General features: G+C 39.5%; 20 protein-coding genes. 5 read left to right on the top strand and 15 right to left on the bottom strand.

Annotation, left to right across the window (positions count from 1 at the left end):
- The 10 genes from H5232_RS17605 to H5232_RS17560 form a co-directional block, all read right to left on the bottom strand.
- On the bottom strand, positions 1-911 hold a 911-nt coding region (locus H5232_RS17605; RefSeq protein WP_182831251.1), incomplete at its 3' end, for a lipopolysaccharide assembly protein LapB.
- Positions 912-929: 18 nt separating this feature from the next.
- On the bottom strand, positions 930-1,535 hold the full coding sequence (locus tag H5232_RS17600) for an energy transducer TonB (RefSeq protein ID WP_182717243.1): 606 nt from the start codon (positions 1,533-1,535) through the stop codon (positions 930-932).
- A 10-nt stretch (positions 1,536-1,545) separates the two neighbouring features.
- Entirely contained in the window at positions 1,546-1,956 is a 411-nt protein-coding gene (locus H5232_RS17595; protein ID WP_145235576.1) for a biopolymer transporter ExbD, read from the bottom strand.
- A gap of 50 nt (positions 1,957-2,006) precedes the next feature.
- Positions 2,007-2,534, bottom strand: coding sequence for a MotA/TolQ/ExbB proton channel family protein (locus H5232_RS17590; protein ID WP_145235579.1), 528 nt, complete (start codon positions 2,532-2,534; stop codon positions 2,007-2,009).
- A gap of 3 nt (positions 2,535-2,537) precedes the next feature.
- Positions 2,538-3,905, bottom strand: a complete 1,368-nt coding sequence (locus tag H5232_RS17585; RefSeq protein ID WP_182831250.1) for a MotA/TolQ/ExbB proton channel family protein — start codon at positions 3,903-3,905, stop codon at positions 2,538-2,540.
- Positions 3,906-3,914: 9 nt separating this feature from the next.
- Positions 3,915-4,667 (bottom strand): DUF3450 domain-containing protein, encoded by a 753-nt coding sequence (locus H5232_RS17580; RefSeq protein WP_182794187.1) that lies wholly within the window; start codon positions 4,665-4,667, stop codon positions 3,915-3,917.
- 215 nt (positions 4,668-4,882) lie between these two features.
- The gene (locus H5232_RS17575; protein ID WP_149980245.1) at positions 4,883-5,500 is read right to left on the bottom strand and encodes a DsbA family protein; all 618 of its coding nucleotides are present in this window, start codon (positions 5,498-5,500) and stop codon (positions 4,883-4,885) included.
- Positions 5,501-5,610: 110 nt separating this feature from the next.
- Complete coding sequence (locus H5232_RS17570; protein WP_182767340.1) at positions 5,611-7,500, bottom strand: methyl-accepting chemotaxis protein; 1,890 nt, start codon at positions 7,498-7,500, stop codon at positions 5,611-5,613.
- Between the two features lie 424 nt (positions 7,501-7,924).
- Positions 7,925-9,196, bottom strand: a complete 1,272-nt coding sequence (locus H5232_RS17565) for a sugar MFS transporter (protein ID WP_149980243.1) — start codon at positions 9,194-9,196, stop codon at positions 7,925-7,927.
- Between the two features lie 214 nt (positions 9,197-9,410).
- The gene (locus tag H5232_RS17560) at positions 9,411-11,111 is read right to left on the bottom strand and encodes a M1 family metallopeptidase (RefSeq protein WP_182797851.1); all 1,701 of its coding nucleotides are present in this window, start codon (positions 11,109-11,111) and stop codon (positions 9,411-9,413) included.
- Positions 11,112-11,361: 250 nt separating this feature from the next.
- Between H5232_RS17560 and H5232_RS17555 the strand changes: the two genes are divergently transcribed.
- Positions 11,362-13,092, top strand: coding sequence for a hypothetical protein (locus tag H5232_RS17555; protein ID WP_182831249.1), 1,731 nt, complete (start codon positions 11,362-11,364; stop codon positions 13,090-13,092).
- Between the two features lie 73 nt (positions 13,093-13,165).
- Here H5232_RS17555 and H5232_RS17550 read toward each other — a convergent pair whose 3' ends face one another.
- The 3 genes from H5232_RS17550 to H5232_RS17540 all read right to left on the bottom strand — a co-directional run bounded on the left by H5232_RS17550 (position 13,166) and on the right by H5232_RS17540 (position 16,079).
- Positions 13,166-13,666 (bottom strand): RNA methyltransferase, encoded by a 501-nt coding sequence (locus H5232_RS17550; RefSeq protein ID WP_182797849.1) that lies wholly within the window; start codon positions 13,664-13,666, stop codon positions 13,166-13,168.
- Positions 13,666-14,163, bottom strand: coding sequence for a YcgN family cysteine cluster protein (locus H5232_RS17545; protein ID WP_149980241.1), 498 nt, complete (start codon positions 14,161-14,163; stop codon positions 13,666-13,668). The genes H5232_RS17550 and H5232_RS17545 overlap by 1 nt, the downstream gene beginning before the upstream one ends.
- Before the next feature lie 95 nt (positions 14,164-14,258).
- Positions 14,259-16,079, bottom strand: coding sequence for a DUF885 family protein (locus H5232_RS17540; RefSeq protein WP_149980240.1), 1,821 nt, complete (start codon positions 16,077-16,079; stop codon positions 14,259-14,261).
- Positions 16,080-16,225: 146 nt separating this feature from the next.
- On the opposite strand from H5232_RS17540, the gene H5232_RS17535 reads away from it, so the two are divergent.
- Together H5232_RS17535 and H5232_RS17530 are read left to right on the top strand one after the other, a co-directional pair.
- The gene (locus H5232_RS17535) at positions 16,226-17,494 is read left to right on the top strand and encodes an amidohydrolase family protein (RefSeq protein ID WP_182831248.1); all 1,269 of its coding nucleotides are present in this window, start codon (positions 16,226-16,228) and stop codon (positions 17,492-17,494) included.
- A 208-nt stretch (positions 17,495-17,702) separates the two neighbouring features.
- Positions 17,703-20,114: a TonB-dependent siderophore receptor gene (locus tag H5232_RS17530; protein ID WP_182831247.1), complete on the top strand. Its 2,412-nt coding sequence runs from the start codon at positions 17,703-17,705 to the stop codon at positions 20,112-20,114.
- Between the two features lie 47 nt (positions 20,115-20,161).
- Here the strand turns inward: H5232_RS17530 and adhP are convergent, their stop codons facing one another.
- On the bottom strand, positions 20,162-21,172 hold the full coding sequence (gene adhP, locus H5232_RS17525; protein ID WP_149980237.1) for an alcohol dehydrogenase AdhP: 1,011 nt from the start codon (positions 21,170-21,172) through the stop codon (positions 20,162-20,164).
- Positions 21,173-21,715: 543 nt separating this feature from the next.
- On the opposite strand from adhP, the gene H5232_RS17520 reads away from it, so the two are divergent.
- Positions 21,716-22,261, top strand: coding sequence for a GbsR/MarR family transcriptional regulator (locus H5232_RS17520; protein ID WP_169018523.1), 546 nt, complete (start codon positions 21,716-21,718; stop codon positions 22,259-22,261).
- A gap of 76 nt (positions 22,262-22,337) precedes the next feature.
- On the opposite strand, the gene H5232_RS23945 is transcribed toward H5232_RS17520, so the two are convergent.
- Complete coding sequence (locus tag H5232_RS23945) at positions 22,338-22,514, bottom strand: hypothetical protein (protein ID WP_259400150.1); 177 nt, start codon at positions 22,512-22,514, stop codon at positions 22,338-22,340.
- 130 nt (positions 22,515-22,644) lie between these two features.
- On the opposite strand from H5232_RS23945, the gene H5232_RS17515 reads away from it, so the two are divergent.
- A complete protein-coding gene (locus tag H5232_RS17515; RefSeq protein ID WP_182831246.1) occupies positions 22,645-22,992 on the top strand; it encodes a helix-turn-helix domain-containing protein in 348 nt (115 codons plus the stop codon).
- Positions 22,993-23,112: the final 120 nt, after the last annotated feature.

Genomic DNA, 23,112 nt, shown 5'->3' with positions numbered 1-23,112 from the left:
GCAACGCCTGATTCAATCGCTTTACTCATCACATCAGCCGCTTTAAACGCTAAACCGTTGTATAAGTAAACTTGGGCAAGTTGACGTAAATCTGATTTTGACGTTAAAAAACCTTGCTGGTAAGCGGCTTCAAGTACGGCTAGTTGTTGTTTTTCTTTACCCGTTTCACCGTACATACCGCCAAGTTGCACCCAGTATTCAGGCTTGTTATAAAGCTTTACCATACGCTCAAGTACAGCAACTACATTCTCAGTTTGATTAAGTGAGTAATACATGGCGCGTTGCAGTACTAACCAGTTTTCTTTTGGCACCTTGCCTTCACTATCACTTTGGGCAATCGCTAAGTTAATATTATCAATGCCTTTTTGGTAATCTTTCAACTGATAATACGCTTGTGATTTAAGGACATAATAGGCATCAGTTTTAGGCTTAGTGTTAATTGCATCCCACTTAGCTAAAAAATCAATGACTTTATTATAATCACTGTTTGCCATCGCTAATTGCGCTAAGCTAAAAGTAGTGCTAACACGTAATGTTTCTGGAATACCTTCTTCTGCTATCACCTTTTCAAATGATGCAATTGCTTTAGGCAAATCATTTTCGTTGTAATAAATAAAGCCATAAAAATTATGCATCATGGCAATTTCATAGGAGTTCATGCTAGAAGAACGTTCTTTGATGCTATCAAGCGCCTCAAGTCCTGCTTTAGCGTCGCCATCATCGGCTAACTTTTGTGCACGAGCCAATTGGCTATACACTTTTTCACGTAGCGCAGGCACTTTCGTGGTTTTTTGCTCTTGTGCGTAAACGCTCGCAAGCGTGACTCCTGGTAACATGGAGACTAAACTTGGCAGCGCAACACTGGCTCCTATCGCAAAAGTACACACTAATGCTGTTTTTAATAATTTCATAATCGCAATCCTCTGTTTCTAGCCGTTAATTTGGAAAGAAATTTTGTTCTGTACACCCGCAACTTCAACCGCTTCACCATCGATCACGCGTGGTTTATATTTAAATTTAAGTGCCGCATCCATAGCTGCTTGATCAAACAATGATTCAGGCTCAGCTTTTACTACCTTTGCATCACGAACAGTACCTTGCTTAGTCACTGTAAACTCAACAATCACATAGCCTTCAATGCCCCGTGACAATGCTCGACGCGGGTAAACAGGTGCTACTTTTACAATCGGTAGATATTCACCATCACTAGAGTCAAGAGCTAGACCACCACTGAGACTCACGTCAGCATCAACACTGGCACCAAAGTCAAAGTTAGACGCTGCTGCATTTGGATCACTATTTTGCATTTGCGGTGAATCCATTGGCGGCGGAGGCTCTTTCGGCGTTGGCGGCTTTTGTGGTTTACGTTCTTTCTTTTGTACCGTTTCTTCTTTTTTAAGCCTTACAAAATCAAGTACATTGCCTTTAGCTGGCTCAGTCATCGCCCCTTCACCACCGGTGATAAGCGCTTGCATGCCCAAAAACAACATAAAGGTCACAACACCGGCAACTAATAATGCTACTAAATAACGCATTATGGCTTCCTTAGGCTTCTTGTGCCGCGATAGACACATCAAATACACCTGCGGCGCGTGCTGCATCCATCACTTTAATAAGGGTATCTGTAGTGGCTTTTTTGTCAGCCTGAATAACCACACTACCTTGTGGATTTTCTGCTTTTAAACGCTCAATGTTTGCTTGCACAGCACGCACATCGATTTGACGTTTATTGATCCAAATTTCACCTTGATCTGAAATCGCAACTAGAATATTTGCACGCTCTTTCTTAACGGCTGTTGCCGCTTCTGGGCGATTTACATCGATACCTGACTCTTTAACAAAAGAGGCGGTTACAATGAAGAAAATAAGCATGATGAACACAACATCAAGCATCGGGGTCATGTTTATTTCTTCAGCTTCATCTTCTTGAAAAAGGCTTCCTAATGGGGCTCTCATTTTATTCTCCTGATTGTATGTGGCTTTCGCCACATACTAAAAATTGTTGTTTAATGGTCTAAAACCATGCTGTCTTCAAGTAGGGCTACTTCGCGCTTTGCTTTGCGTTGTAAGTACGTAGAAGCAAATACACCAGATAACGCACCAACCATGCCTGCCATTGTCGGGATAGTCGCTTTCGATACACCTGATGCCATTGAACGCGCACTGCCCGTTCCGGTAATCGCCATCACATCAAACACTTCTATCATACCTGTTACCGTACCGAGTAACCCCAGCAGCGGACACAAGGCAACCATCACATTGATCAGCGCTAAGTTGTTGTTTAACTTCATCCCAGCGCGTGAAATAGTTGCTTGGCGTATTTGCTCAGCGTTCCAGCTATTACGCTCATCGCGCCCTGTCCAACTACTTTTAATGGCATGTTTGTAACTACGAAAACCATTAAAAAAATAAATAAATCGCTCGAGTATCAATAACCACATCGCGAAGATTAACACTCCGATGACCAACAGAACTTGGCCACCAGTGTCGAGAAAATCACGGATAGCATTGATTGAGTCAATCAATAGCACCATGGGTTATGCTCCCTTTTCGCTACGCTCAGCGATAATACCTGCGCTTTGTTCTTGCAAAATAAGCAGCAAGTTTTTAGAGCGGGTATTCAATAAGGTGTATAAAAATACTGTTGGGATTGCCACAACTAAGCCAAGTACCGTAGTAACAAGCGCTTGTGAAATACCACCAGCCATTAATTTAGGGTCACCTGTACCAAACAAGGTGATTGCTTGGAAGGTATTGATCATACCGGTCACCGTACCAAGAAGACCTAACAATGGAGCAACGACCGAGATAATCTTAATGAGCGTTAAGTTGCGGGTGATTTTTGGCATTTCACGTAAAATCGCTTCACTTAATTTAAGCTCTAAGGTGTCGTATGCTACATCTGGGTATTGATCTTTGACTTTCATTACACGACCAAGTGGATTGTCATCACGTGGCACTGAGTCTTTAAGTTGACGACGGATTTTGCGGCCCATTAGCATCAATGAAACAAATCGTTCAATAGCGATAATTAAAGCAAGTAAGCCAACGCCTAAAATAACGTAACCTACTGCACCACCTTGATGTACTTGCTCTGAAGTATCAGGTGCTTGTACCAATAAACCAAGGATAGAGCCACCGGTTGGGTCAAGCGCAAATTGTACAGTGCCTGATTTAGCTTGTTGTAAATCATTCGCCGTTGAGGTGTAACGGCCAACAGGCTGACGGGTAAGCTCGCTTAACGTATTAGTGCTGGTGTTATAATCAAGGTACTTACCTTCTGAAATTAAGTTAAAAGCCCCCACTCGCATAACTTCTTGTTTAGCTTTGTTGCCGCCTTCTACAATTACATCTGTTGTAAAACGTGACACTTTGCCTTGCTCAGTCATTTCGCGTTGCAGTTCAAACCATACTTTTTCAATGTCTTCGATTGATGCAAGTTTAGAAGTCGAGCCCATTTTTTGAGCCAATTCATCCATAAAAGCACCACGACCAGGTAGCTGTGCAGACACTACTGACGTTGCAAATTTATTACTTGAATCGCCAGCCACTTGTTGCAGCACACCAAAAAGTTCTTTCAATGAACCCATACGCTTAGATAATGTATCGGTTAGGTTAGCAAGTTTTACTTCATTTTCTTCGAACTGTGTTTCAAGACGCTCAGACTCAACCAGCATTTGATTACGTTTTGCTTGAGTGTTTTTAAGCATTTGCACTTGTTCATTTTGACGTGCAGCAAATTCTTGCTCGCGTTGTTTATTTTGTGCTGATTGCTGTGTTTTACCTTGCTCAAGTGTTTTTAATAACGAGTCTAAATCCATAGCTTCAGCAGCAACGCTGTTGCCCGCAAAACCAAGGGTGGCACCAAATAAAGCAATTTTGGTCATTTTTGTAAAAAGTTTCATTTTAACCTCTTAATCCGCAGCGTGTACTGGCAGTGTTAACATATCTGGGGCAAGTTGCTTACGTGCAATACGTAAACCTTTACTAATTTGGCTGATTGTTGAGTCATCCAGGGCAACAAACTGTTTGCTTGTTGTATCCCATGAGCCTGCTTTTTTACCATCGCGAGTAAGGTAAATAAGTTCTAAACGACCAATGCGTAAGAAATCGACTTCACGCTCTTGACCATCAACATCTAATAACGCGGTATAGGCTTCGATGGTACGGCCGTAATCAACTTCAACTTGGTACGCTTCTAAAACACGGCGGAATTTTTCACTTGAATTAATGTCAGCACGGTTCATCATGTCTTTTAATGACGCTAAACGCTTTTCACGTTCATCGGTTAGAAACGGCACATCAAGAGCAACAAATTGCTCAAGGCCTGTGATCATGCGTAGCATTAATGGGGTAATTTGACGTTCAATAATAGACACTTGATCCATAGATAAGTTAATGGCTTCCATTTCACTCATTTGGTTACTAAGCTGTTTGCTTAGTTGTGCGTTATAAACCGTTAAACCATCAATTTCTTTATTGAAGGTTTTAAACTGTTGTAAACGACCCTGCATAGAGTCTGCAATCTTGTCTATTTTTGTTTGTGATTGCACAGCGGATTGGTTAATTTCACTGCTTTTATCGATAACCTTATTTAAATCATTTGCTTGCACTGTTGCACTCATGGCTACAATACTAGCTAATATCAATGGTTTAACGCCTTTCATCGCATACACCTTTACTCGTTAAATTAGCGGATTTGCTAGTTGCTTAATATCAATGAACGAGATTCTATAGGTGAAAAATGACAGAGGTGTTGCGCTAAAAAGTCCTTTTTATGACAACTGCCATAAATACAGCTTTTTACGTTAGATAAAGCAATAGTTTTTAATATTTAACAAGCGTGTACGCTTTAATGATGAGTGAAGTGAGATTAAATAAATTAATCGGCAAGTATACGATGAATGGTGCTGAGCACAGCATTTGCGTTGGTATAGTTTACGGCGATAGCAAAGTACTGCTGTTTATGACAAAGAACTAACGATGGAAAACCCTGCACAGGTAACTGCTGAACATACGCTAACTCTTGTTGAAACGCCTGTTCAAGTTGTTCACTTTGCAATATAGCTAAAAACTCATCAGCAGCAATACCTATTTGCTGTGCACAGCTAACGAGTGTATTAAGATCCGATGGGTTTTGTGCCGATAAATAATAACCCTGCTGAATTGCACCAAGCATAACCCGCTCTTTATTAAAATAACGTGCTGCAATCACCGCCCGACATGCAGGGTAAGTGCTGCGGCGTGGTTGACAGTTTTGCCAAAAATCAAAGTTAAATTTAGCACCGGTTTGCTGGCCAATACGCTGCCAAGTTTGTTGTAAAAACTGTTGCATACTTACTGGCATTGGCTGTTCGGAATCAGCAGCAAGGCCACCTACTTTATAAATAATATCAACTTCATTCGCTAAGGCGTCTTGGATTTTTTGCCAGCACTTTTGAAAACCCCAACACCAACTGCACATTGGGTCGTACACATATATAAGCTGACTATTATTCATTATTGGCCTGTTACTGTTCACTGGAAACAACGTTATTTAGCCCTTCATCCTTGGCTTACAGGTGATTCCGGCATCATTTATTTTATCTTTTTAGTTATCGCTGATTGCATTTAGACTTTAAAACGTAGCACCATTTTTTCAAGTTCATCAAATTGCAGTTTTAAACGAGTACACTCAGCTAAAGTGTTATTTAAGTTTAGCTGACCTTGTTGAGATAACTCACTAATTGTATGAATATCATTATCTAAAGAGTGTATTACCTGATTTTGTTCAGTGGTCGCATTTGCAACACTATGATTTACATCATCAATTGCTTTTATAGCTTTGGTTACTCCTGCCATTTGCTCACCGGCTGCTTGCGCTTGTTTTACAGTATTTTCGCTTTCAACTAAACTGGCTTTCATAACCGCAACGGCACTGCCTGAACCTTGCTGTAATTGGCTAACGGTATTTTCAATTTCTTGGGTTGATTGCTGAGTACGGTGAGCTAACTGGCGCACTTCATCTGCAACAACGGCAAACCCACGACCAGCCTCTCCGGCACGAGCGGCTTCAATTGCGGCATTAAGTGCAAGTAAATTCGTTTGCTCGCTGACTCCTTTAATAACTTCGAGTACTTGACCAATACTTGCAGAGTGTTCAGCAACACTACTAATAATTTGTTGTGCTTGTTCCATATTTTGCGATAACACACCAATGGCATTGATATTATCATTTAACGTACTTTGACTTTGTACTGACTGTGTATTCGCATCAGTAGCAAGGGTTGATGCATGACTTGCGCTGCTTGATATTTCAATCGCACTTGATGACAGCTGATTAATCGCTGTTGCAACGCTGTCTGTGCGTTTAGTTTGGTCACTGTACATCGTTAGCGTTGACTCTGTTTGCTCAACTAAGCTTTCCACTGAACGTTCCAGTTCAACCGTGGTCGTTTTTACTTGGTCAATTGAGGTATGAATTTTATCTATAAAGGCATTAAAATAACCTGACAGTTCACCAAATTCGTCATCGTTTTCAATCTCTAAACGACGAGTTAAATCCCCCTCACCTTGGGCTATATCTTTAATTGCATCGTTTAAACGCTGCATAGGCCGCATCAAATAACGCAATGAAAATTGCATCATTAATATCGTCGCGATAACTCCCAAACACATATATATCGCAGCCATATTTCTAAATGAAGCCACTGATGAATAAGCAATATCTTTGTTGATCACCACACCTAAATACCAATCTACATTTTCAATACCTTTGATATGTGTAAATGATACAAGATGATCAATACCAGCGATTTCCTGCTCGACAAACTCAGCTTTTAAAGCAAGCTTTTTACCAAACAGCTTCGCCATACTCTGATCGTTTAATTTGATATCTGGATGGCTTAGAATGCGACCGTCACTGTCTAATAGAAAACCATAACCAAAACCTAAAAAATCAATTTCGTTGACTATTTGAGTGATGGTTTGCATATCGATATCGGCGCCGGCGACGCCACTAAAACGGCCATTATTTAAAATGGGCGCAACCGCTGAAATAGTTAGCTCATTGGTGGTTACGTCGATATAAGGAGTCGTAAACGCTGTGGTGGTTTTATTTTCTACCAGCTTATACCAAGGACGGATTGTGGCATCATAATCAGCAGGTAATACAACTGTTTGATCATTGAGTACAAAAGTACCATCAGGTTTGCCTATATAGGTGTTTTTAAACTTACCTGCCATTTCTGCGCTATTGAGTTGGCTAAGAGTTAATTCCTTAGTGTCATTTTGCTGATGCGTTTTCGCAACAGACTGAACGATTGCTAATTTATTATTGAGCCAATTAGCAATATTTTGTGAAACCGATTGAGAGCTTTCTTGTAATATTAGAGACAGTTGCTGCTGCGTTTGTGAGCGCATTGAAATAAAGTTATTGATGGTAAATAACCCCAGCACCAACACTAATACCACAGATGCTGCGATAGTTACCTTAGTGGTAAATTTTAGCGAGCTTTGCATGACACACCTATTTATTTTTTTTATCGTTGTTAGCTAACTACTTTTTAACAAAAATAACGCTATTTGTCTTATCTTATCGCCAACAGTTGCTATGTTATAGCCAAAAACAATAATAAAGCATGGTAAAAAAATTAGTTTAGCGCTTACTCCTATAACAAATTCATAAAGTAATTAATCGATAAGTAAAGACAGTCAATGTCGTAATTGCACCGAAAAAATAACAAACTCAAAATTGGAAGGTTCCAGTGATTTTTATAAACAATAGCTATTGAATACGTATTCAGTGCATATCCGTCGTTATTTTGTAATGAACTAAACTGCGAGGTTTTACTTTAGAGTGCGATTGATTCATTGAGAATAATAAGAAAATAAATGCATTTACAGTGCTGCAAATGCATTTATCTAAAGAGGTTTTACTATTAGCTTAGTTTATTTTTTGTTGCCACTTGCTCGCAAGTTTTACAACATTCAACCCGTACCAAGCGATAAAACAATAGCAAAGTGCTGGGATAATAAAACTAACTTGAATATTCATTGCATCAGCAACAACGCCTTGAATTAACGGTACTAATGCACCACCAACAATCGCTAAACAAAGCCAACCAGATCCTTTACTGGTTAATGAACCTAGCCCTTGAATAGCGACTGAGAAAATTGTCGGAAACAAAATAGAATTAAATAAACCAATCGACAGCACAGCATACAAAGCAACGTCACCTTCAGTGAAGATTGTAATTAAAAGTAACGCAATGACCGCAAATGCATTAAAAGCAATTGCTTTTGATGGTGCAATTTTTTGTAATGCAGCAGAGCCAATAAAGCGCCCTACCATCGCCCCGCCCCAATAATAGGCAATTAATGCGGCAGCGGTATGCTCTTCGAGCCCTGCAATATGAGCTTCACCGAAAAAGTTAACTAAAAAGCTACCTATTGCCACTTCACCACCCACATAACAAAAGATACCTAACACACCCATAACTAAATGCGGGGCTTGCGTTAAAGAATGACCTTTTGCTTTGCAATCGAGTTCTTCTTTGTGTGATTTGATTTCAGGTAATTTTAAAAATGCAAACACAACAGCAATAGTAAGCAGTGCTGCAGCAAGCATTAAATAAGGAATTTTTACCGATTCTGCTGTCGCCGCAGATGCAGTCAATGAGCCTGCTGCGCCAAAGAACAAAATGCCACCAACATAGGGCCCAATAGTCGTTCCTAATGAATTAAGTGCTTGCGCTAAATTTAACCGTGACGAAGCTGTTTTTTCAGGCCCAAGCGCCACAACATAAGGGTTAGCCGATACTTGTAAAATGGTGACACCACCGGCTAGTACAAATAATGCGGTTAAAAATAGCCAATATTCATGTACGACCACTGCAGGATAAAATAACATACAGCCGATAGAAGCCACGATAAGACCGCTAAGCACACCATTTTTATAACCAAATTTCTTAACCAATATCCCCGCGGGTAAAGAAACAATAAAGTAAGCACCAAAGAAGCAGAACTGCACTAACATCGCTTCGGTATAACTAAGATCAAACACCCCTTTTAAACGCGGGATCAGTACATCATTTAGCACTGTGATAAAACCCCATAAAAAAAATAGAGTTGTCATTGCAGTCAAAGGTAACAGGTAATTATTATTTTGCTGCGGCTGCTCAGTGACAAACGTTTTATTTATATTTATTTCACTCACGTGATTTTCACTCCATTAACAAGTTGTGTGTGATTCTACACATTAGTATAAAAAAATCACAAAAATTAAATTGGAACGATCCACGCATTGATTTACAACCGTAACAAATAGTTACTAACGTGACACGTATTTTTGAAACACATAACAGCAGAGTTACTCACGACGATTGATACCACAGTAAATATCAATTTACTGTGGTATCAATCGCAAAGTATTAATCCTGCTTTTTGTTACATTTAGAAATAATAGGTAAGTAACGAAGAACCTTCATATCAGGATCAACGACTACGTGATCATCTGGATTGATATTTAAAATAATTTTTCCGTCTTGCGGATAATAAACATCCTCTTTACCATTGATAGAGATAGGTAAAGGCATAGGAAAAGGCTTATTATTTAAAGATTTCACATCCCAGTTAAGTGTAATAACTCCATTCACTTGTCGTTTATTTAAGATTGGTAGCTCAGCTTGCTTTAAATAAATATCGAATAGCCAATTATAATTATCACCTGTTAGTTTGTTTACAATATCAATAAAATGTTCTGTATTACGATATCGTGGTTTTATTGGATACTTTATGTCTGAGGTATTATCGATACCATACAATAATTCTCGTGTTGCACGCCAGAATAACTGCTCTCCAATTAACCAACGTAATGTATGTAACGTCCAGCCACCTTTACCATAAATATCCGAGTTAAATGCTTCATCAGAAGTAACTTCTCCTTCACGAACAACTGGCTGACAATTTTTTAACCCCAAATACGATTTGTACATCGTATAGCTATATGCGGCATTGCCAAATTTATTTAAGCTGTAAGCAGGCTGCATGTAAAAACCAAAGCCCTCATGAAGCCAGGCATCATTTAATCTCTCATGGGTCATTAAGTTCCCAAACCACTCATGTGCTAACTCATGCTGTAGTAGCCAATCATAGCCATTTTCATCACGTTTATACTTTTTGCCATAAGCATTAATCGTTTGATGTTCCATACCTAAATGAGGTGTTTCAACAAAGCCTAGCTTTTCATTCCCCCATGGATAAGGACCTAAATGACTTTCAAAAAATTGTATTTGATTGAGCAAATCAAAATCGATCAAATCCTCTGCTTTTTGTTTGTTTTCAGGTAAGACCCAAAACTCAATAGGTACCTGTGTACCATTAATACTGGTATATGATTTTTGAATACGTTCGTAGTTACCAATATTTAAGGCTATATTATAATCACTGGCGGGAACAGATAACAGCCAATCAAATTGTACCTTATCATTTTGCAGCTTTTTGACATCTTGCAGCACACCATTAGTCACGGCACTAAGACCGTTAGGAACAGTTAAACGAATACGCATTGAATCCGCTTTATCACTAAAATGATCTTTGCAGGGCCAAAATAAATCGCACCCTTCTCCTTGTACTGCCGTTGCAATCCATGGTTTTCCATCAGACGACTTATCAAATACAAAGCCACCTTCCCATGGCGCATTGTTCGCAATATGTGGCTTCCCTGAATATTGAACTGCAACATCAACCAATTCACCCGGCGTTTTAACTTCCCCTAAGTTAATCGTAATAATACCACCTAGCCTTTTATAACTTGCGCTCTTTCCAGCTACAGTTACATCACTGATATTAAATCGACTGTCTAATTTTAGTTCTACATATTGGTTTGCTTTAAGCATTAAAAATGAGGTTTTACCAATACCGGCTATTTTTTTATCCGTAGGAAAAACTTCTAACTCTAAATCATAAAACTTCACATCACTACTTAACGCAATATCTGACAAAACTTGCCCCGTGTCTCCTACAATAGGATCTAATGGCACTTCGCTTGAGGTGCAAGCAGCTAATGAAACTGAACTTATAAGTACTGCAATATAATTAATTATACTTTTTCGAGAAAAAAGATTATTCATGCTAATCCCATCTATCTTTATTATGAAGTAAGATAGTCACATAACAACAAACAACATTCGATAATTTTGCGTTTAAACAACAAATTATTTATATAAAATTAATAATTTTATATAAATACCGCGCCTTCACTAAAACCAACACTAATAGTGCTTTTCCTCGCTAGGCTACGCACTTTTATGATATCGTTTTACAAAACATAAATACTACAGAACGTACCGCTTGGTACTGATACAAAAAAGGAATTTCCAAATGAACACCAAACTACTTGCTGGTTGCGCAATTGCTGTAGCGGCCGGTGCAATAATCTATACACAAACTGACAGTTCAACAGCCTCATTAGAACTTGCTCAACTTGATTACGTCCCTGCTGATACTGCTTTATTTTATGGCCAGCTAAAACCATTTCCCTATAGTAAATATTTCAATTTGATTCCAGATCAAATGAAAGGTGCAGACGATTTTACGCCATTGATCGAAAATTTAGCGGCAAGTAACGATAACAATGCACAGTTTTTAGCATCTCTATTAGATCAATATCAAACATCATTGGCATCTTATGAAACACTAAAAGCAGCCTGGGGATTCGCCGATGATTATAAAGCTCTAGCCTATACAATTGGTCTAATGCCAGTATTACGCTATCAACTTGAAGATGAAACGGCTTTATTTAATACAATTAATAGCTCAGCTGATAAAGCGGGAATTAACTTCACAACACAAACCATCGAAGGTGTTGACTACAACACGTACCCTTTAGTACTTGAGAATGATATTACATTAAACTTAATTGTGTCTGTTAAAGATAACTGGGCTACCATCACGTTTGATACAAAACTTAATACAATTAAAGATTTACGTCTCGCTTTAGCAATTGATAAACCAACAAAATCATTAACGCAAACCTCTAAACTTGAAAACTATATTACTAATTATTCATTTGATGGCCACTCTATTGCGTATATAGACCATGTTGAGATTGCTAATGCTATTACCGCCAAAACACCATCACGCCTAGGTGAAATGCTTGATGAACTATTAAAAGAATTGGGTGATCCAAATGCTTTTGAGGTAGCTAGAACACCACAGTGCCAAAATGACATTACCAATCTTGTTAGTTATTGGCCTGCATCAGTAACCGGTAGCACGTACATACAAGTAACAAACTCTGATGCTCATTTTAAAGCTGATGCTATTTTCCAAAGCACTGCTACAGATATTATTAAAACACTAAAATCTGTGCGGGGTTTTGTTCCTGAGCATACAACTAAACTTGACGGGCAAATGCTAAGCGTTGCTTATGGTGCGGATATTTCAAAAATTCCACCGCTTTTAAATATACTCTCAAGTACATTTAAAAAAGCTGAATTTGAGTGTGCACCTATTGTTGCCTTACAGCAACAAACTCAAGACTCAAATTTAGCTGCACTATCAATGATGACCGCTATGGCTAATGGTATTCAAGGTGTCAGTGTAAGTATTCAAGATCTTGCTTTAGAAGCCGATGCAAATCAACTGCCACAACTCAAAGATTTAGACGCGCTAATCACACTTTCTGCGACAGATCCTGATAATTTACTTTTTACTGCTAAAGGATTTTTACCTGCATTAGCGGAGCTTGAAATACCAGAAAACGGCGATGCAATTAGTGTCAATGCTGCAATTCCTTATCCTTTACCTGCTGGCCTTGATATTAGATTAGCTAAAAAAGGAAAGCATATTGTTTTATTCACTGGTGAAAAATCAGCGGTTATTGCAAATACATTATCAGAACAAGAGCTTGAAAAAAATGGATTTTTAACTACCGCGGTTGACTTCAGCTCATTAATGACTCCTGTCATCGAAGTATTTAAAATGACAGGACAAGTGATCCCGGAAGAACTTGAACAATTAAAAAATCAAACAATGTCTGTGTATTTTGCAACAGATATAAAAGATGAAGGGATTGTTATTAATTCAGAGATCAAAATTACTAAAAAGTAATAACTTTTTTGGAATTAAACAAAAAAAGGGGCATTAATTGCCCCTTTTTTTCAATTGTTCAATTCAGTTTTTACTATTTCTGCCATATCATTTTATTATTGGTGTCGCGGCTTTTAATAATCGTTTGATCAGAACTTTCTACTCCACCGAGTTTAGCTTGTCGATCGTAAAGAACCACATTACAGGTAGCTGCTAAATTCATACAACCGATTGTGGGGATATACACCACTTCATCGCACCAGTTCAGTACATCTTTGCTAATTGAGCCATCTTCAGGGCCAAAAATATAAAATGCGTTTTCAGGATGAACAAACTCAGGCAAAGGGGTTGCACCTTCTATTAGTTCAATCACCACAACAGTCGCACCTGCGGGCTTTGCTGTTGCTAAATCGTCAACGCAAGTCAGTGGGATGCGTTCAACAACATTTTTTGTGTCGGTATGAAACTTTTTAGCATTTAAATAACGCGTGCCTGTAAAAAATACTTGTTCAGCCCCATAGCAACCCGCAGCTCTTAACACTGCGCCAACGTTAGAGGGGCTTTTAGGATTGATCAAACCAATCTTCGCAGTCATTAATCGCAATCCCTCGTTGGCCAATCAGCTTCATACAGATCAAAGTCATCTAGAGCTACATCACAATCTTTTACTGTTTTGTCTTTTACAGAAATACCCAATGTATGCATTAGTTCTTTGCTGCCACCGTTATTTAATGGATGCCAAGACGCTAAACCACGGCCTTCGTGCAAACGGCGGTAACTACAACTTTGCGGCATGAAGAAAATGCTGTCTAGGTTTTCTTTGGTTAATTTTACACATGACGGGACTAATGTTTGTCGATTTTCATACTCACTACAACCACACGTATTATTATCTAAGTATTGGCAAACAATATTAGTAAAAATGAGTTCTTCACCATCGCGAAGTTGATCTGTGGCGGTAAACTCATCTTCATCTTCGCTGTCTATAAAGGTATTTAAACAGCATTTTCCACAGCCATCGCAAATGGCTTCCCACTCATTTTGTGACATTTGCTCAAGTGATTTCTCAAGCCAAAATTGGTTTTCAAACATGGTATAACTCGGTGCCCCTAATAGCGCGCATTTTAGCTTAATTGAGCACCGCGCGCAAAGCTACATTCAGCTTTGCGCTATTTCAAGTTTAAAAGTTAGCGCTGCGTATCAACCCAACGTTTAATTTTCGCTTCTAGTATTGGCATCGGCAAAGCACCATCAATTAAAATTTGCGTATGAAACTCTTTAATATCAAATTTATCACCTAATGCTTGTTTACAATAATCTCGCAGTTCTTGAATTTTAAATTGCCCTAATTTATACGACAATGCTTGTCCTGGCCAAGCTATATAGCGCTCAACTTCTGCGGTTACATCACTTAAAGCCATTGAGGAATTAGCCAGCATGTAATCAATACCTTGTTGACGAGTCCAGCCTTTAGCATGAAAACCTGTATCGAGCACTAATCGCATAGCGCGTAATTGCTCATCAGATAAACGGCCATACCACATATATGGGTCGGTAAATAAACCCAATTCTTTACCTAGGCTTTCAGCATATAATGCCCAACCTTCGGCGAACACTGTGTAACCACCAAATTTTCGAAACTCAGGTAATGACTGAACTTCTTGCTGTAAGGCGATTTGAAAATGGTGTCCTGGGGCTGCCTCATGGATTGACAATGTTTCGAGTAGAAACTTAGGCTGCGCTTTTAAATTAAAGGTATTAATATAAAAAATTCCTGGACGAGAGCCATCCGGTGCTGGTGATTGATAAGATGCTCCTGCTGCAGACTCAGCACGAAAATTTTCAACCGCTTTTACAACGTAATCAGCTTTGGGGGCAATGTTAAATAATTTAGGTACACGCGCGTCAATTTTTAACTTTACGGCTTCATAGGCCGCAATTAATTGCTCAGGTGTATCAAAATAAAACTCATCAGAATCCCGTAAATGAGTAAAAAACTCACTTAAACTGCCTTTAAAACCAACGGTTTCCTTTACTGTTTTCATCTCATTAAGGATACGCGATACTTCTTTTAAACCAATTTCATGAATTTCATCAGCAGATAAACTCAAGGTGGTGTTTTTCTTTATTTGGTATTCATACCATGCTTTACCATTTGGTAAATCGCTATAACCTACTGTTGCACGGCTATTTGGTATATAAGTGGTCGCTAAAAACTCGCTCATTTTTGTATACGCTGGGACCAACTTATCCATAATAAGTGCACTATATTGGTCAGTGAGTTGTTGCTTTTGCGCTGCTGTGAATTGCTCTGGAAGCTGCTTTATCGGACTATAAAATAAAGATTGTTCTGCACTGGTAACTATATGCGCTTGAAATTGCGGTAATAACTTTTCAGCTAATGGCTTTGGTAAAACAATGCCTTCATTTACCCCTTGCTGCATAGCATCTTGCACACTGCTTAACCAAGTTACAAAACCTTCAGCACGCGCGACGAAATTTTCATAATCTTGGTAGCTTGCAAATGGCTGCGCACTTTGCGCCGATCCAAAGCCTGCAAACGTATTGTGAGCGCCAGACATTTGGTTAATTGGTAATAAGTAACTCGGGAATTGAAAACCTTCGATTGTTAATGCTAAATCCCGTGCCAGTATTTCATAACTTAATAAGGCTTGACCGGTTAACTGCTGCTGGTCAATCGCCGCTAAACGTTGCTGATAATCTTTATAAAAAGCAAGCTGCTGAGCTCGGTTTTGCTCGGTAATCGGTGCTGTAAATTGGTTGTTGTATTGGTTATAGCCAATATAAGTGGCATCAAGAGGGCTAAATTGCAACGAATCCACAAAGTACTGCTCAACCAAGCTATTTAATTGTTGTGTTGTTGCGCTGGCAGTTTCACTTGTTAATGCTGATTGTGGCTTATTTAAATTATTATTAGCCGTATTTGAACACGCAGACAAAGCGCTGAGTACACCAGCGACAAGCAAGGTTAACTTAAATTTTTTCATAATGATCCCTGAGTATAAGAAGTTAGCGCAAGTATGCAGCTTTCAAATCGCTAAATAAAGAAAATACGATACTTATCGCGTTTTGTTTACAGCCTAAAAACTGCTTGCTACATTGCTATATAAAATAATCAAAAATTAGAAAATAAATGAATAAATTATCACTTTCTGTCCCTTTGTGCTTACTGTGTGTCAGCGCTTTTAGCGCACAAGCAACAACGTACGTTAGTGCTAAAGCAATGCTAGACGTAAATAATGGCAAGCTTATTAATGCACCGCTTATTCAAATCGATGACGGTATTATTACTAAAATCAGTAGTGGCACCATGCCACCCCTACAACAAGGTGATGACCATATTAAGTTGCCCGAGTTAACCATTCTGCCTGGCCTGATGGATATGCACGTACACTTAACCAGCGATCCAACAGTCCCTCGTAGTGAACGTATCGGTCAGTCAGTGCCACGTAAAGCGATTAAAGCGGCCTATTTTGCAGAAAAAACCTTAAAAGCGGGCTTTACAACTTTACGTAACGTGGGCGCCGAAGGTTACAGTGTCATTGCAGTACGTGACGGCATTAATGCAGGCGATATTATTGGCCCTCGCATCTGGGCTGCTGGCCCCTCTTTGGGTGTAACGGGTGGTCACTGTGACAACAACCGTCTACCTCCTGAAATGAAATACACTGCCGAAGGTGTGGCTGATGGCCCATGGGCTGTTCGTGCAAAAGTACGCGAAAACATTAAGTACGGTGCCAATGTTATTAAGTTTTGCGCCACTGGCGGAGTATTTTCTAAGGGCACAAAAGTAGGTATTCAACAGTATTCATTAGAAGAAATGACTGCCATTGTTGATGAAGCACATATGCGCGGTTTAACGGTTGCTGCACATGCACATGGTACCAGTGGTATTACCGCAGCCATTAAAGCCGGTGCAGACAGTGTTGAACATGTCAGTTTTGTTGACGATGAAGCAATTAAACTGGCAAAAAAACACGGCACTTGGTTTTCAATGGATATTTATAACACTGAGTATACCCTCACGTTTGGTGAGCAAAATGGTGTAGCCGAAGAAAACCTAGCAAAAGAGCGCCAAGTTTCTAAAAAACAGCGTGATAGTTTTAGCCGAGCAGTAAAGGCTGGCGTAAATATGGTGTTTGGTACCGATGCCGCAATTTACCCACATGGTGATAATGCAAAACAGTTTTCGAGAATGGTTGAGTTTGGCATGACGCCACTACAGGCAATTCAAGCAGCAACGATTAATGGCGCAAAACTGTTAAAAGTTGAAAATCAACTAGGGCAAATTAAAACAGGCTTTGCAGCAGATATCATTGCCGTTAAAGGCAATCCACTGCAAGACATAACCTTGCTAGAAAATGTAGCATTTGTGATGAAAGCAGGTGTTGCTTATAAATAAATGTGTGGAGTTAGCGTTAAGCTAACTCCATCATTAAGCAAGGGTTAAACTAACAGCTAACTAAATACGTTGTTAATATATTAATATTTTGAAAGCAAAAGGTAAGCAGCTTGGGGTAGGTTTAAATAATTGCCTTTTTTAGATAATTAAAACTTGAAATACAAATGCCACACATTATCATTACGAAAATTTTTTAATGGTAATGACTATGACAACGCATAAATTCTCTCTAATTACCCTAGCCTGTTTAACAGCATATAATGCAACTGCGGCCGAACAATCCGATCTTGAACGCATCACGGTTTATCAAAAGCAAAATCATGTTGTATTAAATTCGGGTTTAGCAACAAAGTCTGATATGTCGTTAATGGAAACACCTGCGCCTATCGTTATCGTCGATCAGGAACTTATAAACTCGCAAGGCGTTGATAACTTACAAGACTTAGCGCGTAATATCAGTGGTGTAACCCAAGCAGGTAATAACTACGGAATTGGCGACAATTTAGTGATCCGTGGCCTTGGTGCAAATTATACTTATGATGGTATGTATGGCGGTGCGGGCCTAGGAAACACATTCAATCCAACTCGATCACTAACTAATGTGGAGGCCGTAGAAGTATTAAAAGGTCCCGCCACTGGTTTATATGGCATGGGCAGCGCAGGTGGTGTTATTAACTTGATTGAAAAAAAGCCACAGTTTACAGAGCAGCACAACATACAAGCGGAAATTGGTCAATGGAATACCTATTCATTATCAATTGATAGCACCAACGCAATTACCGAAAATCTAGCATACAGAGTGAATGCAAAAACCGCGCGCAGTGACGGCTATCGTGATTTAAAAGATGACCGTGATGAGATCTACGGCGCATTAAAATATGTAGTTAGTGATCGCCAAAATATTATGATCTCAGCCGCTTATATTAAAGATGCAATTGCAGTTGATTCCATTGGCCACCCTATCCGTATTTATAATGCGCAGTCGGTAAATGGTAAAACCGCCGGCCAAGTGACTGCGGATGATTTAGTTAACGATCCAACCTCAGCGGGGCTGCAACTCTCTGATGCACAACGTGAACAACTCGCTAATTCACTTGCCGCTAACGATGGTTTAACGCCGTATAAATTTGGTCATCGCGGTATTATATCTCCGATGGCAAAAGATAATGAAGGTGAAGAGCTACGCTTTAAACTCACTCATAATTATTACTTAACGGATGACTTATTTTTAAATCAGCAATTGCAATACCGTAATTATGAGTCAAGCTTTGCCAGACAAACAGGTGCCTATAATTATGTGTATTGGCAACGCAACGGTGTGATCAATGCTGATCCTCGTGCGCCATTGGTAGTTGATGATGTACTTTATCCATTTGCTGCACGCCGTCAAGAATATCGCCAAGTAGAGGCTGATGAAAAGTCATGGCAATACTTTGCAGATTTACGCTATGACTTTAGTTTCGGTGATATAGAAAACGAATTTTTGGTCAATGCTAATTATGAAGACCGCGATATACGCTTCACTCAGTATTCTATTTGGGATAAAGACTATATTCTCAAAGATAAAAATGGCGATGTAACTTATCAAGGCTCTTTACCTTATATTTTAGATATCCGTAACCCCAATTGGAGTGATGGCCAGTTTAATGATTACGATCCGCTAAAAACCAGTAACTACAATAAGAAAGTGCAGGCATGGGGCTTAGGGCTGCAACATGTTGCTTACATCAATAACACCTTCACAACTCGTATTGGTGTAGCATACAACGAAATTACTCAAAAATATGAACATTTAGGTGTTGATGCCCGTTATCGTGCTAGTGCCGCTGCTGCAACCCCAGAAGCCAGCACTTCAGATAACGGCTTAACCTATAACTTAGGCGCGACGTACAAACCAAGCGATGATGTTTCTATTTTCATTAATCATTCAAAAGGCCGCACCGCGTATAGCGTTTTAGGCTCTGTGGCAGGTAATGAAGCCGACCGTGAAGATGCTGAGTCACTGAGTACTGATTTAGGTATTAGAATGAAAGGCTTTGACGATCAGCTACTCGCCTCATTCGTGGTATTTGACACTGCACGTACTAACTTAGAATATGCAAACCCTGCCTATGATGATACAAAGCCAGATCCATCGGTCCCAAAAAATTACTTTAATGGTGAAGAAAAAACCCGTGGTGTCGAGCTTGATCTAAATGCCTATTTAAATGATCAATGGAAGGTCAATATCAATGGTGTTTATCAAGATGCGCGTGAACAGAAAAACCCTAATGTGAGCACATTTGCTGCGCGTCAAAAAGGTGTGCCTTATGTAACAGCAAGCACATGGTTAACATACAGTGCTCAGTGGTTTGAACTAGCCCAGCCACTAAAATTAAGTGCGGGCGTAAAGTATGTTGATGATCGCAGTACTAATTCGTCATCATTCGGCATTCCTGATGGTTATGTACCAAGCTATACTATTTATGATGCTGCGTTAAGTTATAACACTGATAAATGGGGCTTACAGCTAAATTTAAATAATTTGTTTAATAAAGTTTATTACTCAAAAGCAATGTTTTTAGGTGGTATGCCAGGCGAAGAACGCAATGCGAAGCTAACTTTGAGCTATAAGCTTTAAGTTATAAGCTGTAAAAGCGCACAAAATGCTTGTGCGCTTTTTTACGTTTACATAGTGACTACTATACGGCCATTAATTTCACCTTTGAGCATATCGTCAAATATGTCATTGATATCTTCAAGACGTTTTTCTTCAATAATTGCTTTGACTTTGCCCTGTGCAGCAAACTCCAAACATTCTTGTAAATCTCTACGTGTGCCAACAATTGAGCCAACAACAGAAACACCATTGAGTACAGTATCAAAAATAGGCAACGGCATATCCTCTGGAGGCAGGCCAACTAACACGCATTTTCCACCACGGCGAACACTCTTATAAGCTTGCTCAAACCCCGGCTTTGATACAGCGGTACATACCACAGCATGTGCGCCCCCTACCTGCTCAAATATAGCCTCACTCGGTACACATTCTTTAAAGTCAAGTGTGATATCTGCACCTAACTCTTTTGCTAAAGCCAGTTTTTCAACACCAGTATCCACTGCAATTACATTAAAGCCCATTGCCTTTGCATATTGCACCGCAAGATGCCCAAGCCCACCTACACCAACAATAGCGACCCATTGTCCTGGCTTAGCCCCTGACACTTTTAGCGCTTTATAGGTTGTAACACCGGCACAAAATAATGGCGCAGCTTCTGAAAAACCTAAGCCTTCAGGGATCTTTACAACATAGTTCCCATCGGCTAAGCAATATTCTGCGTAACTACCATCAACTGAGTAACCGGTATTATGCTGTGAAAGACATAAGGTCTCTTTACCTTCTAAACAAAATTCACAATGACCACATGCACTGTATAGCCAAGGAATGCCAACACGATCACCAATTTCTAAATGAGTAATATTGCTACCCAGCTGTTCGATCACTCCAACACCTTCATGCCCTGGAACTAACGGCATTTTAGGCTTTACTGGCCAATCACCATGACAGGCATGTAAATCAGTATGACACACACCACATGCGGCTATTTTAACTAAAACATCATTGACTCCAACGGTTGGAATGGGTAAGTCTGAAATTTCTAATTTGCCTTTGTAAGTACTATTAACGGCTGCTTTCATTGCTCGTTCCTTGTTGTTGCGAAGTTGTTATTGAGTAGTTGTTGTTAATAAATTAGTTGTCGTAATTTAGTGTACACCTTACGCGACTCTAGATGAGTAAAAATTAATCTAAATCAAACTTTAGTGATATAACTTGTTCTGAACGACATTTGGGCGTGTTGACCTTTTGTGATTAATTTTGCAGCAGTGTGTTTGGTATTTAGGCAAGGCAGAGCCTATGTAGTGTGGTTGTTCCCCATAAATAGGCGATAACGCAGCATCAATGCCAAACACGCGCTGCCCTTAGGGTTCTTCCTAGGGGCGATTAACTCTTTGTTGCTCGATTTTTACTTAGCCCACTAGGTTACAAATCTCGCGCCGCCATTAAATCCCCCCTAGAGTGAACAAATTTTAATCCACAAAGGTCAACACGCCCTAGTACCAGCACATAATCCCATAGGCTTGATTCAGCCAAGGAAAATTCAGCGTATTGCTCAGTAAATCTTGCTAAACATATTCAGCGTGCTAGCATTAATTTCATTATTTATTGAAACTTGAGAAGCAATGACGTTATCAGATAAGAACTTTGCCTTTGTAATGCACTGTGGCGAAATGGGCAGTCGTTGGGGTTTTAATCGCACAATCGGCCAAATGTGTGGTTTATTGATCATAACCAAAGAGCCAATGACAGCGAACGAAATCGCCGACGCCCTGAGTATATCTCGCGGTAATGTCAGTATGGGTATCAAAGAATTACAATCTTGGCGCTTAATTAAAGTGCAGCATATTCCAGGTGACAGAAAAGAATACTACGCACCCGCTGGCAGTATTTGGGATATGGCAAACCGCGTATTTGAAGAGCGTAAAAAGCGTGAGATTGACCCTACTCTCAGTTTACTCAGAGATAATTTGTTAGAGCCTGCAACCAACGACGATGAAAAGTTTGCCCAGCAACAAATGCATGAAATTCATGATCTACTCGAAACCGTCACTAAGTGGTCTTCAGAACTACAGCGCTTAAGCCCTGAACAGCTACAAAGCTTAATGAAGCTAGGCTCAGGTATTGGTAAAGTACTCGACTTTAAAGATAAGATATTGAAAAAATCGTAGCAGCGATTTTATATCGCGACTGAGGTTCTAGGTTCTAGGTTCTAGTACTCGTTCACAGAAGTTCTGATCAGTTGCCTTACTTAAATTCAGGCAACTGATTTATTCCTATCAATAGCTTTATCGTTCGGCTTTTTCCAGCAGTTGAAGTGATGAACCCTTTCTTTTTAAGCGTTAAAATCATTGCATGAACACTTGATGATGCAGTTCCAAAATAACGCTCAAAATCATTTTCAGCAGGTGCAACACCATTCACTTTTGTGTAGTAATAAATGCCAAATACTGCCCTTGTTTCACAGTGAACGACGGCAACTCTTCTTTATTCATAATGAACTTTTATCCTAATTGACGATCCTTTAACTCATATTTACTCATTTAATATTGTTATGAACCGAAAGTATATTGTTGAATTATCAGCAGAAGAAAAATGCGAATTAGTTAACTACTGCAAAAAAGGCATGGTCAATGTTCGAAAGTACAAACGAGCCGCCATTTTATTAAAAGCGGACCGTTGTCGATATACAACAGATCAAATATGTGAAGCGGTTCAAGTGAGCTCTTCAACTGTATTTCGAGTCAAACGTCAGTTTGTCGAAGACAGTTTAGAAGCCGCTTTAAATGAAGGTGCACGAAGTGGTGCTATGAGAAAAACCTCCGCGAAAGATGAAGTAACTTTAATAGCCACAGCCTGTTCTGAGCCGCCAACAGGACACTGCCGATGGACATTAGCCTAAGGGATCCCCAAAAATAATTATTAAGTTTCAATTACATCACTCACATCCATATTTTTCCAATCGATTTGCACTACTACCTGTACGAAATAGGCTAGTCCTTCCAAATAATCTCGCCGTCGC

Source organism: Pseudoalteromonas sp. SG41-5 (assembly GCF_014164495.1).
GTDB lineage: Bacteria > Pseudomonadota > Gammaproteobacteria > Enterobacterales > Alteromonadaceae > Pseudoalteromonas > Pseudoalteromonas rhizosphaerae.
Note: the sequence above shows the minus strand (reverse complement) of the source record. Positions and strands in the feature narration are given on the sequence as shown.